We start from the raw sequence: 14,658 nt of genomic DNA, 5'->3' as shown, positions 1-14,658 counted from the left end.
ACTCTCCAAAATTATAAAAAAATGTATTTTATCCAAACAAAGTAAATTATTAGTAAAGCATAGCGCTATAGTAGCCCACAACACTGCTATTATCACCAGTTATATCTCCACTTGTTCTATAATCCAAACCTTTTACATGTAAGCCCATCTTTTTTGCTACATGTATAAGTGATGCAACTCCAAAAATTCCACAAGCTTCACCCTGGCTTAGTAGATTTATATCAAACTCTTCAATTCCTTTTATGATATATCTATCTAACTTATTAGCCTTTTGTTGTTCATGAAAATGACTTAAATCTGTACTGATTAAGAGTAAATTATCTTCATCATTTAAAACATACTCTATGATTGGATCTAAACTAGCATTGTGTGAGTAAATCAATTCGACTACTTTAGCATCCTTAAAATAATGCTTTATAAAAGGAAATTGAACTTCAGTGCTATGTTCTTCATGCCTTATAGAAGTAAATTTAAACCTTTTTTTTAGCTCATTTACATAATTGCTATCTCCAGCGATGTTTCCTAAAGGAGTCAAATACTTATCATAATCATTTAGACTAATTCCATCAAATGCCACCTTATGACTAGGACCAATCACAACAACTCTTTTTGGAGCTTTTTTTACATTTCTATACGCTAAATTTGCAGTAAATCCGCTATACATGTAACCAGCATGAGGGACAACTAAGGCTTTTACATCTTCATTATATAATCTATCTTTAAAATGTTGTTCTATTAGTTCATTAAAGTAGTTAAAAGTAGATTTTAAATCTTCCTCATTATCAGGATAAAATGCACCATCAACACTCATAAGTCGAATCATAGCTCAACTACCTCACCATTTTTTATAACTTGTCTTACTTCACCATATAAAGTATCTTGATAGTACAAAGAAGTCTTATCATTTACTTCAAAAGAAGCATTTTCATCAAAAATAACCAAATCAGCAATATATCCAACTTCTACTTTTCCAATATCTTCTTTGTCTATTAAATTTGCTGGTTTTGTTGAAATCAGTTCTTCTAGTTTTTTCATATTTATTTTTTGATTTTTTACCAAATATGTATAACAAATAGACAAGTACTCATGGATACATCCCAAACCAAATGCCGCATTTTCAAAAGCTACATCTTTATATAAAACTGATTTTGGAGAATGAGCTGATGTTAAGATATCTACATTTGCATTTACAACTTCATTTAAAACTGCTTCTCTTTCTTCTTCATCTCTTAGTGGAGGTAAGATTTTTGAATAAGTATTAAAGCCATCACAGCTATTTTCATTTTTTGCTATGTGATGGATTGAAACTTCTGCAAATATATTTTTATTTGCTTTTTTCATATCTTTGATTATGTCGATTGAGCGTTTTGTTGAGAGAGATTGAAAAATTATCTTTGTGTTATTTATAGTAGAAATCTCAGCAATTTTTGCAACTTCTGAGCTCTCTGAGATTTTAGAAATTCCACTAAGTCCAAGTTTGAAAGATAGCTCACCCTCATTCATAACTCCACTTTCATCTAAATTTTCATCATAACATCTACAAAAAATTGGAGCGAGTTTCATCCTAGCGTATTGAAATCCTCTTTTTAAAAGATTTGCATTTATATTTGAATTTGTCCAAATTGCAGTTGCTCCATTGTCAAGTAGAGTTGCTATATTATTTAACTTTTCTTCATTTACATCTACTAAAGGAGCTGCTACATGTAGAGTTGATTCTTCGTCATCTGCTTTTATCATAAAATGTTCAAGCAAAGTTGAATTATCAAGTCTTGGAGTAAAATCGGGCATAATTACACTTGTAGTAACTCCACCTTTAAGAGAGTTTTTTGTAAGTTTTTTAAGTGAATCTTTATTGAGAACATCATTTGCTAATCTTACATTTAAATCAACAAGTCCTGCTATTACATAGTTATTGTTTGCATCAATTACTCTTGTATTATTTAAAATATCAATTTCTTCTTCAATTTTTACTATTTTATTCTCATCAATTAGTATATCTTTTACACTTTCATCTGAAAGTTTTGCATTTTTTATAAGTATCACAATCTCTCCTTTAACTTAACAATCCTATTGTACGAATCGATTATATTTTCTTTTTTTATTTCACCATTTTTAACTGCTTCTTTTATGATTTTACTGACATCGTTTATCACACTTGATTTTTTTGTAAAATAACTTGAAAAAACAAGTACATTAACCCCAGCATTTATTGCTCTTATGACTGATTCTTTTAAAGTATATTTTTTAAGCAACTCTTTTTTTTGCATATCATCACTAAATACAACACCATTAAATTTCATTTTATCTCTTAATATACCTTGGATTATGATATTAGAAAGCGTTGCTGGATAAATTTTATCAAATTGGCTCAAGTATATGTGTCCTACCATAATAGCATCAACTTTGTTATATTTTATAAAATAATAATATGGCTTTAACTCATTATAATCCCAAGTATCACTACTAGAACTTCCATATCCTGGGAAATGTTTTATAACACTTATGATATTTTTTTCATCTAATACTTTTATGAATTCACTAGCATAAGAGATTACAATCTCTTCATATGCTGAATAACTTCTATTTTTAGCACCTATTTTGCTTGAATTAGGATTTTTGTTTAAATCTACAACTGGAGCAAAGTTTAGATTAAATCCATACTCTTTTAGTTCAGATACCAAACCCTCATACATCTTACTAGCTTTATTTAAATCCAATTTATTAGCAACTTCATAAGCACTTGGATAATTAGCAAATAAATTGCTAAACTCTCCACCCTCTTGGTTTATTGCAATAAATGGCTTTAATTTTAACTCTTTTGGATTTAAAAAACCAGTTAATTTTTTTAATTCCTTTTTACTATGTACATTATTTTTAAAAAAAACTACTCCGCCAACTCTACCATTTTTTATATCATCTCTTAGTACTTTAACCCACTTATCTGATACTTTGCTTCCCCCCACTCCAACAAGAAGCATTTGCCCTATCATATTATCTATACTAATTGCAAAAAGGTAGTTACATGTAAAAAAAAATATCAGCAATATTTTTATCAAGACAGCAAATCCTTAAGGCTTTTGTGAACTGATTTGCCATTTAGTACTTCAAAAACTTCGTCTACAATTGGTGTATATATGCCATGTTTCAAAGAAAGCTCTTTAATAGCATAAGTTGTAAAAACACCCTCAGCTACCTCTTGTAACTCTTCTAAAATCACTTCTAAAGTTTTATATTTAGCAAGCCCTAATCCAACTCTGTAATTTCTTGAGAGTGTACTAGAAGCTGTTAAAAACAAATCTCCAGCTCCACTAAGTCCTAAAAATGTTTCATCTTCTGCACCAAAAAACTTGCCAAATCTTCTCATCTCGACAAGGCCTCTTGAGATTAAACTAGCTCTAGCATTATTTCCAAGCTCTAGTCCATCGCAAATCCCACTAGCAATTGCTAAAACATTTTTGTAAGCTCCACAAATCTCAGCTCCTATTACATCATTTGATGTATAAGTTTTTATAAAATCAGGGAAAAATGATGCAAATTCATTTGCTAAAGTCTCATTTTCTGAGTTTATTACCAAACAAGTTGGAAGTGATTTCATAACTTCAGCAGCAAATGATGGACCTGATAAAAAAGCTAAATTATTTTGTGGGACAAACTGGCTATAAATTTCATTTAAAAAAGCTCCACTTCCTTTTTCAATTCCTTTTGCAGCTACAAGTATCTTTTGGTTATTAAATTTAAAATTATTTTTTAGCCAATTTCTTATAATTTGAGCTGGCAATGCCATCACCAAATATTCACATTCTAACGCTTCATCTAATTCTACAAAATCTTTTATATCTCTTTTTGTTCTAGAACTAATCTTACATGTAAAGTTTTTACTAATCGCAAAATGTATTGCACTACCCCATTTACCTGCACCAATTACAGCTATACTTTTCATGCACTTATCTCTTTTTTAAATTTTTTGATATCACTCTTACTTCCAAGAACAACAAGCACATCTTTTGCATCTATTTTATGGTTTATTCCTTGTGAAAAAAAGATAAATTTATCATCTAACTCTCTATCTAAAATACCTAAAAATATAAGATTGTGCTTTTTAAAAATATCAACATCTTTAAAGTAAACTCCATCTAGTATAGAGTTTTTTGGGACTTCTATTTCGCTGATGGAGAGTTTATTGGAATGTGAAGAAAAAAGATTTAATACTTTTGATACCTTTGGCTTATCTATAATCCTATAAGCTTTAATTGCTCCTACATCATATGGACTAATAGTTCTATTTGCCCCAGCTAAAAGCATCTTTTTTTCGTCGTCTTTTTTATAAATCAATGTCAATATTTTTAAATTTTCATCTAAATTTCTAGCGCTTAGAGTTACAAATAGATTTAAACTATCATCATTTGAAGCACAAAACAAAACATCTACATCTTTTCCTATTCCAATTTCTTCAAGTACGCTATCATCTTTTAAATTTGTATGCCAACAATCATATCCATCAATTTTTGCTTCAGATACTTTTAGAGGATCTTCTTCAATGATACTAAAGTCATATTCATCATCTTTTAAAATTTTTGCTATTTCTCTACCAGTTTTAGAATATCCAAATAATACAACTTTCATCATGCAAACTGCCTTGCAATTGATTTTTTAACTTTTTCAATATCTTCTAACTCTCCCATAACAACCAGTGAATCATTTTCTTCAAATTTATAATCATACCAATCAGGATTAAAAATATAATTTCTTGTATTTCCATCTTTTAAAACTGCAATGGTAGTTATATTTAAATCTTCAAAACCAATTCTATTTATACATTTTCCAATCATATCACTACCTTTTGGTATATGAATCTCATCAAGTGTTATGCCACTTTTTTTAAGTAAAATATTTTCAATTGCATCAAATTTTACTGAGTTTCCAATGTACTCAACTGCAACATCAGCAACAGTTTCATAAGGGAAAATTACAAAATCAGCCTTAGCAATTTTAAATTTCTTAATGTTTTCATCGTTATTTGCTCTAACAATTACTATTATATCTTGTCTCTCAGCTTTAATAGTAAGAAGAACTGATAAATTCAATGCATCATTATCTGTTGTAACTACCACTTTTTTTACATTATTATCAAAGACTGTCTTTTTTATAATTTCATAATCACTTGCATCACCTTTTAAACAATAATATCCAAGCTCTCTTGCTTTTTTTACATTTTCTTCACTTTTATCAACAACTACAAATTTTTTCTTATTTAATATGAGCTCTTCACAAAGTGTTTGACCCATTCTACCAAATCCAAAAACAACAATTAATTTTTCAATTTTTCCTGTCTCACTAACAAGCCTATTTTCCAAAACCAAATCTATTTTTTCTGAAAGTGCATTTGTTACTATAGAAGTAGCCAATACCAATATTAAAAAACCTCCGCCTACTAAAAAAAATGTAATTATTTTTCCAGTAATAGTAACAGGAGTAATATCTCCATAACCAACAGTAGTCATAGTGATAATAGCCCAATACAATGAATCAACAAAAGAATTTATATTTGGATTGTTTCCAACTCCTTCAAAAACATACATAATAGTTGCTGAGAAAAATAAAGCAAATGCAGTCAGAATAGATAAAAAGTAAAATTCCATTTTTTTATCATTTAAAACTTTAAAAAATGTATTTAAACTTTTTGTATATCTAAAAATTTTCAAGAGTCTAAAAATCAAAAATATTCTTAAAACTCTAAGAGGTCTGTAAGTAGGTAAAATTGCCAATAAATCTATAATTGACATAAGAGAAAAAACATACTGCAATTTGGCTTTTAAACAAATGTCAAATATATCTATGGCTCTTGGTTGTTTGTTTTTAGCTAAAGTCTTTTCATGGTATTTGATAATTTCATGTCTTAAATCATCATGTATCCAAAATCTACCAAGCCACTCTAATATAAAAACACCAACTGCAATATTTTCAATAACTTCAAAATGGTATGGTAAATGATGAGCAATATCATATATCAATATTGAAACAGTTACTAAAACCAAAAAAATGATAAATAAATCAAAGTATGGTTTTATCTTAGATTTTGGATTTTCTAAAATATCATAAGCAAATTTTTTAGCTCTTTTATAAGCAGTAGAATTATCTAAAAAGTAAGCAAAAGAGACTAAAAACTTTGCTAACATTTTTTATCCTAATCTTTGTTTTAAAAGCTCATTTACTTTTGCAGGATTTGCTGTACCTTTACTTGCTTTCATAACTTGACCAACAAAAAAGCCAAAAAGTTTATCTTTTCCACTTTTATACTCTTCAACTTTATCACTATTTTTAGATAAGATTTCATCAATAATCGCTAGAATTGCTGAATCATCACTAAGTTGTTTTAATCCTAGCTTATCTATGGCTTCATCTACATCTTTATTTTCATTTTCCATAAGATAATCAAGCACATCTTTAGCAGCCTTTCCACTTATGGTTCCATCTTGAATTCTTTTTACAAGAGATGCAAGTTTGATTGCATCTACTGGAGAATTTGTAATGCTAATTTCTCCTTTTAATCTAGCTAAAAGCTCAACTGTAAGCCAAGTTACGCTTATCTTTGCATCAGCTCCCTCTTTTAGCATTTCCTCAAAAAAGTTTGCCATCTCAACAGAACTTGTAATCACCATAGCATCATAATCTTTGATTCCATAATCATTTATAAATCTAGCTTTTTTCTCATCAGGAAGTTCAGGTATCTTTTTGCACTCTTCCATCATATCATCTGGAATTATAACAGGAAGTAAATCTGGATCTGGAAAATATCTATACTCTGCACTATCTTCTTTTCCTCTCATGCTTCTTGTAACACCTTTTTCTGTATCAAAAAGTCTAGTCTCTTGAACTACTTCTTGCTCATATACTCCATCTTCCCAAGCTTCTGTTTGTCTTTCTATCTCATATTCTATTGCTTTTTGTATAAATTTAAATGAGTTTAGATTTTTAATCTCAGCTCTAGTATAAAGCTTCTCATCACCTTTTGGACGAATAGAGATATTTACATCACATCTAAAACTTCCCTCTTGCATATTTGCATCACTAATGTCTAAATACCTAACAATTGAGTGAAGTTTTTTTAGATACTTAACTGCTTCTTCAGCACTTCTCATATCTGGTTCACTTACGATTTCTAAAAGTGGAGTTCCAGCACGATTTAAATCAACAAAACTTACATTTCCTGCATGCATATTTTTTCCAGCATCTTCTTCAAGGTGAGCTCTTGTAACTCCAATCCTTTTGCTACTTCCATCATCCAAATCGATAATAATCTCTCCACCTTCAACAATTGGAATTTCAAATTGGCTTATTTGATAACCTTTTGGAAGATCAGGATAAAAGTAATTCTTTCTATTGAAAATTGATTTTTTATGAACTGTTGCATTAATAGCTGTGCCAAATGCAATTGATTTTTTTACTGCTTCTTTGTTTAAAACTGGTAAAGCTCCAGGCAAACCTAAACAAACCGTACAAACATTTGTATTTGGTTCATCTCCAAAACTAGTTGGGCATGAGCAAAAAATCTTCGTTTTTGTATTTAATTGAACATGAACTTCAAGACCTATTACAACTTCAAATTGCATATAACTTACCTTTATGTAAAATATCTAATCGAAGCAAAACCATAAACACCTACTTGTTCACAAAGTTCCACTTGCTTTTTTTCTATAATTCCGCCAAGTGCGAAACACTTTATATATATTTTATCATTTATTTCTTTTAACTTCTCTAAACCCTTTGGTTTTCCTTTGTTTGGGCTAAAAAATACTGGACTAAAAGTGATAAAATCAGCCCCAAGTTTTTCTACATGTAAAGCTTCTTCTAAACTATGAGTTGAAACGACTACATGTAAAGATAAATCTTTTGCTTTTTTGATATCTTCAAACTTGTTTGATGGTAGATGAACTCCCCAAAAACCAAGCTTAAAAGCAAGTTTATAATCACTATGTAAAACTTTTTTTGCATTTAGTTTTAACTCACTAAAAGTTTTTGCTAAGGAGTAAAAATCAGTAGTAATTTTATCCCTTAGACAGATAAAGTCTGGTTTTTTAGTAGAGTCTACATGTAGAAGTTTTTTTTCTAAGATTTTAGGGTTTGAAGTATAAAAAGATGGATCAGTTATTAGATAACTTTTCATCTATTTTTTCTAAAAGTTTTGTTTGTTTTTTTATCTCATATAATTTTTCAAATTGGATATTTGCGATTTCTAAGATGATTACTAAAAAAAGCCCAGCAAGAGAGCCTATGAAAGCTGCTAAAAGAGAAAATACCAAACCAAAAGGAGAGAAAAAAGAGTATAAAGTTACACCACCTAAAAAAGCAAAAGCCCAAGAAGCACCTTGAAGCAAACTGATTAGCTTTTCAAAGGCGGTGTGTTTTCTTGTCATATATTATTAGTGATCACTAATTTGAACTGCACTTGCAAGATAAACATATGTTAACATCATAAAAATAAATGCTTGTAAAAATGCCATAAATGTTAATAGTGCAAAAGGTACCATTGGAACTAACCAAGGAGCCAACATAAGAATAACAGCCAAGAACATATCATCACCTTTTATGTTTCCAAAAAGACGGAAAGATAAAGAAATGATTCTTGAGAAGTGTGAAACTATTTCTATTGGGAACATTAAAGGAGCTAATATCTTCATAGGACCCATAAAATGTCCAAAGTATTTAACAACTCCGTTAACTCTAATACCTTCATAATTATAATAAATAAAAACAATAATAGCCAATACCACTGTCATATTAACATTACTTGTTGGAGATTCAAAACCAGGAATAATTCCTATCACATTTCCAACAAATACAATTAGACCAATTGTAGCAATTAGAGGTAAATATTTTCTAGCTAGTTCTTCACCAATTACATCTCTACCCATAGCTATAACACCTTCTAGGTAAGCTTCCATGATGTTTTGTGTACCTTTTGGAACTAATTGCATTGAAGAAGTTGCACTTTTTGCCAATAATAAAACAATAATACCCACTAATACAATATGAGCTCCAATAATAAAGCCATGAGAGTGATTAATAAGGCCTAAAAATGTAAAAATTTCACCCATTACACTGTTTCCTTCTTATAAATTTGTGAGATTTTACCTTAAAATGCTTTAAGAGTTAATTAATCCTCTAATAGATTTTCTTGGCCTATCCTATATAGAGCAAAATCAAATTTAACAGGATCACTTTTATCAATTTTTCTAAATGACTCAGTTAATTCAACAACTGCTTTAAAATCATAGCTTTTTCTTTTAATTAAACCTAGTTTTTGACCAACTTTAAAAGTATGAGTATCTAGTGGAACTAGTAGATTTTTTTTATCAATTCCGCTCCAAAGTCCCATATCAAGATTATCTTTTCTTACCATCCATCTAAGATACATATGCCATCTTTTATATGGTGAAGCTGGGGTATTTGAAGGGATTTTTCCTATTAAAAATTCATAACCTCTTGATCTATAAGAGTTTAACTCATACATGTAAGAGATAACTTCTTTTAAACCACTCATAACATCTTCATTTTTCTTATAAGCTATTTTAAAAATATCTTCTATACTACTTGCTTTTTTAAAGCGATTCAATGTTATAAAAAATTCAACAATATCATTTGATGATTGAAATCTATAATAATGTTTTTTAAGGTTTTCTCTAATTTCATCTTCATTTTTATCCAATAAAGAAAAATCCAAACTTCTTAAAAATTTTACAATCAACCTTGCATTTCCGTAAGCAAATAAAGCACATATCAAAGATACAAACTCATCATTATAATCTTTTGCAACCATAAGTGGATCAGGTCTTTCTTCACTTAATTCAACTAATGTATCTCTTTTTTTAGTCTCTTCTAGCAAAAGATTTTGTATTTTATTCAACTATACTATTCTCTCTTTTGAATCAGTTTTACTCTGTAAATAATCAGATATATTAATAAGCGAGTAAGTAACTAAAAAAATCATAAATCCAGGAAAAAAACTAACCCACCAAGCTATATCAATAACCTCTTTTCCTTCACTTAAAATTGTCCCCCAACTAATATCAGGAGGATTTATACCAATCCCTAAAAAACTAAGTCCACTCTCTGCTAGTATTGCTCCACTAATACCAAAAGTAAAACTAATAAAAAAGATTGGAGCAAGAACTGGAGTAAAATACTTTATTATAATTTTTAATTTATTTACATTTGCAATTTTTAGAACTTTTATATACGGTGCATTTGAGATTGCAAAACTTTCACTTCTAATCATTCTAGCCATTCCCATCCAACCAGTTACCGAAATAACTATGATAATGACAAAAGCAGATGCATTAACATAACTAACAAGTGCTAATAATAAGAAAAAAGTGGGAAAAGTTAAAAATAAATCGATAAGCACTATGATAGTTTTATCAGTTTTTCCTTGAAAAAAACCAGCACTTACACCGATAATAAGACCTATAAGACTAGTTATACAAGCACTTAAAAGTCCAATACTTAAAGATATCTTACCACCTTCCATAATTCTAGCTAAAAGATCTCTTCCAAGTCTATCAGTTCCTAATGGATGGTTGATTGAAGGATGAAGCAGTATGAAATCTGGATTTAACTCATATGGACTTACATCATAAAAAAATGAGCCAAAAAAAGATACAAAAACAACACTAAAAAGTACAAATATACTAATCTTAGGTAATTTCACTACTGTTTTAACCCTAAAAGAGTATCAAGCATTTGATCAATAGTAGTTATAACCTTTGCATTTGCACCATAAGAGGCTTGATATTTCATAAGATTTGATAATTCTTCATCAATATTAACTCCACTAATAGATTGAAATTCACTATTTATAGTGTTGTAAAGAGCATTACTAGTTTCATAGTTTCTTCCAACACTCTCTCCATCAGTAGAAATTTGAGTAGTTATAAATCTGTAAAATCCTTCTATTGATTCATTTACATCAGTTTGATTTGCTCTGTAAAAATCAAAACTTTCATACTGCATTTGAACCATAGCATTTGCAACATCATTGTTTCCATCTATTGGTGCACCGAAGGCATTAAGCTTAGAAGGATCATCTCGATAATCTAAAACCACATTCATATGAGATGCATCACTTCCTTCTAAAAAAGGACTAAGACCAATCGCTCCTGCGAAATTTGTGCCATTATCTTGTATGGCTATTGTGTAACCTGATAATTCATTTTGTGATTGAAAAGATAAAATTCCACTATTAGTATCTGCATCATATGAAAAAGTTGCTTTAAAATAGTCATTAATATCATTTAAAGAGTTATTATCAGCATTGTCATCACTATCAAAATTGAATTGATCAACAATACTATCATTATTACTATTACCAGATATGTCAACTGTGCTTTTATCCATGGTTGTTAGTGAATTTATATTGATAGTTTTTCTTCCTACTTCATTTCCTTGTTTATCATACATTACAACATCAAAAGAACCAGTTTTTATGCTATTTGAATAGTTTAGCAATGAAATGTCTTCTTTTAAACCTTCATTAGAAAAAGATTGCATGCTAGTTTGAGCACTTCTTGCATATAAATTATTTGTTTGTTCTACAAAAGTTCTTGCAAAAGCGTCTAAATCATCTACATAACCTTGTAAAATTCCATCAGTTGGGTATGGCAAACCTGTTTGCTTATCTATATTTCTTCCTCTTAAATCAAGCATAGAGCCCACTTTACCACCATTTATCTTATCTGTAATTTCAATCTTAGAGCCATCTTGAGAAACTGAGTAAATTGAGTAGTAATTACTAGCATTGCCACTATTTGAAATTTCAAGTGGATGAAATGTAAAACCATCTACAAATGAATGACCTGCTATGTTCATATGGTAACCACTTCCTTGATCTGTCAAGTTTGCATCTATCACATTTTCAGTTCTCATATCACCTTTAAAAACTGATACATTAAGAATTTCAGATAGTGTTAATTCTAACTTATCTCTTTGATCTCTTAAATCATTTGCCCTATTTGGCTCAATTACTTCTGTTCTACTTATTGATTTATTAATATCAGCTATTTGTTCGCCAATTCTATTTATTTCATCAAAATTTGTTTTTAATTGATCATTGATTGAGTCTTGTAAAGCTCTTACATTATCTCTTGATTGTTTTAGGTTTGTTGCTAAAGTTGTAGCATTTTGAACTAAAGCTATCTTTTGTGCTGCATCATCTGGATTTAAAGCCAAATCATTCCATGATGCAAAATAGTTTTGTATATCAACACCCAATCCTACATTTTGTAAATCAGGAAAATATTTTGCTACTTCTTCAAGTGATTGTTTACTAAATGTATCATATGATAGTGCGTTTGAGCTATCTTTTAATCTTCCAAAAACAAATTCATCATGAATTCTTGCTATCGTAGTTACTCTAACACCTGTTCCAACATCACCTGGAATTGAATGAAAAGGAACTTTTGCTTCAGTTACTACTCTTTGTCTTGTATAATAATCATTATTTGCATTTGAGATATTATGGCCAGTTGTTGATATTGCAAGTTCTGAAACACTTAATCCAGATACACCAGTACCTAATGTGCTAAAAAGACTCATAACTATGCCCTCACTTTCAACAATGATGCAGGTTTATGTGTCAAATTTTTATATCCATCACTCTCTCTTGGAAAAATACTATCTAAAAGAGAGTTGTAAAACTCGCTTACAGTTACAACAAATCTAGCATACTCTTTGTTTTTTTTCTTTAAAATTGAGAGCTTTTCTTTTAAGTCTTCTAACATATCTTTTTGTGATTTGTTCAATATCTCTTCAAGTGCTCTATTGCCACTTGATTTGACTAACTTAATAAGCTCGTTATCTAGCATATATTTTTTATTTTCAAATGATTTGATTAAATCATTTTTAATTGCAGTTCTTTTAAAAATTTCTTCGTGTTTTGCTTCTTTTATGTCTATGATATCTTTTTGTGTAAGTTCAATTAAATTATCAATATCTTCAATAGAAGTTTTTAAATAGTGTGATAACATATACCTGTCCTTTATATAAGGACTACATCAAATCTCTTGCTACCGCCTCTGCTGTTTTTTTAGCATCAAACTTGTATGAGCCATTTTGAATCTGCTCTTTTAAAGATTCGACTTTGTCCATCTCTTTAGTTTTTGCAACAGGAGCTGACTCTTTTTTAGAGTTTGTACTTACTTGTTGCAAATAAGCTGAACTACCAGCTGTCACTTTTGAAATCATTTTAACCTTCCTTAAATATACTTGTACTCATATATCGGTTAAAATGATAAAACTTTTACACCCTTTATCTATTTTCTTTTAAAAAACCAAACAAAAGCTGAGAAAAACCAAAACCTCCACTTAGGGAGTTACTCATAGCATCATTGTACATAGAGTTATATATCTTATCTCCAGCATCTTTTCCAAAAAGTTTACTTTCATTTTTCATCGATATATCCAAAACTTTTTTGATAAAAAAAGCTTCAAATTTATCTGTTTGTTCTTTTAATCTAACATCATCACTACTTAAATTTCCAATTTTGTTATATGATGATTGCATTAATGCTAGAGATGTATCAACTTTTTGCATTAGATAACCTCCAATTTAGCTCTTATCGCACCAGCTCTTTTTATATTTTGAATAATAGAAATTATATCTTTTGGTTTTGCTCCTAACTTGTGAAGAGCTCTAGTAATATTAGCAACTGTAATTTTGTCTTCTTCAACATTTAAAGTATTTTCTTCAGTTCCTATACTTACACCATCTTTCATATTTACATCATTTTTCAAATCTAAATCTTCAAGGTTTTTTCTAGGAGCAATCTTTATAGTAATATCACCATGAGTTATAACTACTGGATCAACCTTTATATCAATTCCAGAAACTATAGTTCCAGTTCTCTCATCAATGATGATTTTTTCTTCTTTTTGATAATCAACACTAACTTCTAAAACTTTTGCTAAAAACTCAACCATTGATTCACTTCTTGGTTTCATTAATCTAATAGTTCTTGAGTCAACTGCCACAGCTATATCTTCTTTGAAATATTTGTTTAATTCATTTTGAACTGACATAGCAGTTGAAAAATTGGAGTTTTTCAAACTAAGATTTGCAAAGTTTTGATTATATATGTCATAGCTAACTTCTCTTTCAACAATGGCACCACCAAAAACTGAACCAGCAGTAGCATGGTTTTTTGTGCCACCACCTTTACCATTTTTTCCACCAATGGTTACTGCTCCTTGAGAAAGTGCATAGATATTACCATCAACACCTTTTAATGCAGTCATCAAAAGAGTTCCACCTTCAAGTGATTTTGCATCACCAATAGAAGATATAGTAACATCAAGTTTATCACCTTGTCTTGCAAATGGAGGAAGAGTAGCCGTTACCATAACAGCAGCTACATTTTTTGATTTTATATCAGCTGAATTAATTTTTACATTTACAGTTTGTAAAAGATTTGATAGTGATTGAAGAGTAAATCGTGAAGATGAGCCATCACCTGTACCATTTAAACCAACGACCAATCCATAACCTATTATTTGGTTATCTCTAACACCTATGATATTGGCTATCTCTCTTACTTTTTCAGCTTGAATGTTAGTTATAAGTAGTAAAAATAAAATAATTTTCAAATATACTCTCAAAACAAATCC

Annotated in this window: 17 protein-coding genes; all 17 read right to left on the bottom strand. The window is 29.5% G+C overall.

Going from position 1 to position 14,658, the window contains the following annotated elements:
- Nucleotides 1-49: 49 nt before the first annotated feature.
- Nucleotides 50-823 (bottom strand): AmmeMemoRadiSam system protein B, encoded by a 774-nt coding sequence (amrB, locus tag ACKGJI_RS04820; protein ID WP_458701440.1) that lies wholly within the window; start codon nt 821-823, stop codon nt 50-52.
- Nucleotides 820-2,043, bottom strand: a complete 1,224-nt coding sequence (locus ACKGJI_RS04815; RefSeq protein ID WP_458701439.1) for an amidohydrolase family protein — start codon at nt 2,041-2,043, stop codon at nt 820-822. Before ACKGJI_RS04815 ends, amrB begins: the two co-directional genes overlap by 4 nt.
- The gene (locus ACKGJI_RS04810; protein WP_458701438.1) at nt 2,040-3,056 is read right to left on the bottom strand and encodes a glycoside hydrolase family 3 N-terminal domain-containing protein; all 1,017 of its coding nucleotides are present in this window, start codon (nt 3,054-3,056) and stop codon (nt 2,040-2,042) included. The genes ACKGJI_RS04815 and ACKGJI_RS04810 overlap by 4 nt, the downstream gene beginning before the upstream one ends.
- Nucleotides 3,053-3,940: an NAD(P)H-dependent glycerol-3-phosphate dehydrogenase gene (locus tag ACKGJI_RS04805; protein ID WP_458701437.1), complete on the bottom strand. Its 888-nt coding sequence runs from the start codon at nt 3,938-3,940 to the stop codon at nt 3,053-3,055. Before ACKGJI_RS04805 ends, ACKGJI_RS04810 begins: the two co-directional genes overlap by 4 nt.
- Nucleotides 3,937-4,626 carry a potassium channel family protein gene (locus ACKGJI_RS04800; protein ID WP_458701436.1) on the bottom strand — a complete coding sequence of 230 codons (690 nt, stop codon included), beginning with the start codon at nt 4,624-4,626 and terminating at the stop codon, nt 3,937-3,939. Before ACKGJI_RS04800 ends, ACKGJI_RS04805 begins: the two co-directional genes overlap by 4 nt.
- Nucleotides 4,623-6,176: an ion transporter gene (locus ACKGJI_RS04795; protein ID WP_458701435.1), complete on the bottom strand. Its 1,554-nt coding sequence runs from the start codon at nt 6,174-6,176 to the stop codon at nt 4,623-4,625. The genes ACKGJI_RS04800 and ACKGJI_RS04795 overlap by 4 nt, the downstream gene beginning before the upstream one ends.
- Nucleotides 6,177-6,179: 3 nt before the next feature.
- Nucleotides 6,180-7,610, bottom strand: coding sequence for an Asp-tRNA(Asn)/Glu-tRNA(Gln) amidotransferase subunit GatB (gene gatB, locus ACKGJI_RS04790; protein WP_458701434.1), 1,431 nt, complete (start codon nt 7,608-7,610; stop codon nt 6,180-6,182).
- Nucleotides 7,611-7,621: 11 nt separating this feature from the next.
- Nucleotides 7,622-8,164 carry a thiamine phosphate synthase gene (locus tag ACKGJI_RS04785; RefSeq protein WP_458701432.1) on the bottom strand — a complete coding sequence of 181 codons (543 nt, stop codon included), beginning with the start codon at nt 8,162-8,164 and terminating at the stop codon, nt 7,622-7,624.
- Entirely contained in the window at nt 8,142-8,414 is a 273-nt protein-coding gene (locus tag ACKGJI_RS04780) for a hypothetical protein (protein WP_458701431.1), read from the bottom strand. The genes ACKGJI_RS04785 and ACKGJI_RS04780 overlap by 23 nt, the downstream gene beginning before the upstream one ends.
- A 6-nt stretch (nt 8,415-8,420) precedes the next feature.
- Nucleotides 8,421-9,095, bottom strand: a complete 675-nt coding sequence (locus ACKGJI_RS04775; protein ID WP_458701430.1) for a F0F1 ATP synthase subunit A — start codon at nt 9,093-9,095, stop codon at nt 8,421-8,423.
- Between the two features lie 59 nt (nt 9,096-9,154).
- Entirely contained in the window at nt 9,155-9,904 is a 750-nt protein-coding gene (locus tag ACKGJI_RS04770) for a TIGR02757 family protein (protein ID WP_458701429.1), read from the bottom strand.
- Complete coding sequence (locus ACKGJI_RS04765) at nt 9,905-10,708, bottom strand: ABC transporter permease (RefSeq protein WP_458701428.1); 804 nt, start codon at nt 10,706-10,708, stop codon at nt 9,905-9,907.
- The gene (flgK, locus tag ACKGJI_RS04760; RefSeq protein WP_458701427.1) at nt 10,708-12,591 is read right to left on the bottom strand and encodes a flagellar hook-associated protein FlgK; all 1,884 of its coding nucleotides are present in this window, start codon (nt 12,589-12,591) and stop codon (nt 10,708-10,710) included. Before flgK ends, ACKGJI_RS04765 begins: the two co-directional genes overlap by 1 nt.
- A gap of 2 nt (nt 12,592-12,593) precedes the next feature.
- The gene (locus ACKGJI_RS04755; protein ID WP_458701426.1) at nt 12,594-13,022 is read right to left on the bottom strand and encodes a hypothetical protein; all 429 of its coding nucleotides are present in this window, start codon (nt 13,020-13,022) and stop codon (nt 12,594-12,596) included.
- Between the two features lie 22 nt (nt 13,023-13,044).
- The gene (locus ACKGJI_RS04750) at nt 13,045-13,239 is read right to left on the bottom strand and encodes a flagellar biosynthesis anti-sigma factor FlgM (protein WP_458701425.1); all 195 of its coding nucleotides are present in this window, start codon (nt 13,237-13,239) and stop codon (nt 13,045-13,047) included.
- Between the two features lie 64 nt (nt 13,240-13,303).
- On the bottom strand, nt 13,304-13,588 hold the full coding sequence (locus tag ACKGJI_RS04745; RefSeq protein WP_458701424.1) for a rod-binding protein: 285 nt from the start codon (nt 13,586-13,588) through the stop codon (nt 13,304-13,306).
- Nucleotides 13,588-14,649, bottom strand: a complete 1,062-nt coding sequence (locus ACKGJI_RS04740; RefSeq protein ID WP_458701423.1) for a flagellar basal body P-ring protein FlgI — start codon at nt 14,647-14,649, stop codon at nt 13,588-13,590. Before ACKGJI_RS04740 ends, ACKGJI_RS04745 begins: the two co-directional genes overlap by 1 nt.
- Nucleotides 14,650-14,658: the final 9 nt, after the last annotated feature.

It is taken from the genome of Sulfurospirillum sp. 1307 (genome assembly GCF_054408545.1).
This window is presented reverse-complemented; position numbering and strand designations above follow the sequence as displayed.

Excerpts from the sequence above, each read along its gene's own strand:
- amrB (WP_458701440.1), bottom strand. The coding sequence starts at position 823 with ATGATTCGACTTATGAGTGTTGATGGTGCATTTTATCCTGATAATGAG.
- ACKGJI_RS04805 (WP_458701437.1), bottom strand. The coding sequence starts at position 3,940 with ATGAAAAGTATAGCTGTAATTGGTGCAGGTAAATGGGGTAGTGCAATA.
- ACKGJI_RS04800 (WP_458701436.1), bottom strand. The coding sequence starts at position 4,626 with ATGATGAAAGTTGTATTATTTGGATATTCTAAAACTGGTAGAGAAATA.
- ACKGJI_RS04795 (WP_458701435.1), bottom strand. The coding sequence starts at position 6,176 with ATGTTAGCAAAGTTTTTAGTCTCTTTTGCTTACTTTTTAGATAATTCT.
- gatB (WP_458701434.1), bottom strand. The coding sequence starts at position 7,610 with ATGCAATTTGAAGTTGTAATAGGTCTTGAAGTTCATGTTCAATTAAAT.
- ACKGJI_RS04785 (WP_458701432.1), bottom strand. The coding sequence starts at position 8,164 with ATGAAAAGTTATCTAATAACTGATCCATCTTTTTATACTTCAAACCCT.
- ACKGJI_RS04780 (WP_458701431.1), bottom strand. The coding sequence starts at position 8,414 with ATGACAAGAAAACACACCGCCTTTGAAAAGCTAATCAGTTTGCTTCAA.
- ACKGJI_RS04775 (WP_458701430.1), bottom strand. The coding sequence starts at position 9,095 with ATGGGTGAAATTTTTACATTTTTAGGCCTTATTAATCACTCTCATGGC.
- flgK (WP_458701427.1), bottom strand. The coding sequence starts at position 12,591 with ATGAGTCTTTTTAGCACATTAGGTACTGGTGTATCTGGATTAAGTGTT.
- ACKGJI_RS04755 (WP_458701426.1), bottom strand. The coding sequence starts at position 13,022 with ATGTTATCACACTATTTAAAAACTTCTATTGAAGATATTGATAATTTA.
- ACKGJI_RS04750 (WP_458701425.1), bottom strand. The coding sequence starts at position 13,239 with ATGATTTCAAAAGTGACAGCTGGTAGTTCAGCTTATTTGCAACAAGTA.
- ACKGJI_RS04745 (WP_458701424.1), bottom strand. The coding sequence starts at position 13,588 with ATGCAAAAAGTTGATACATCTCTAGCATTAATGCAATCATCATATAAC.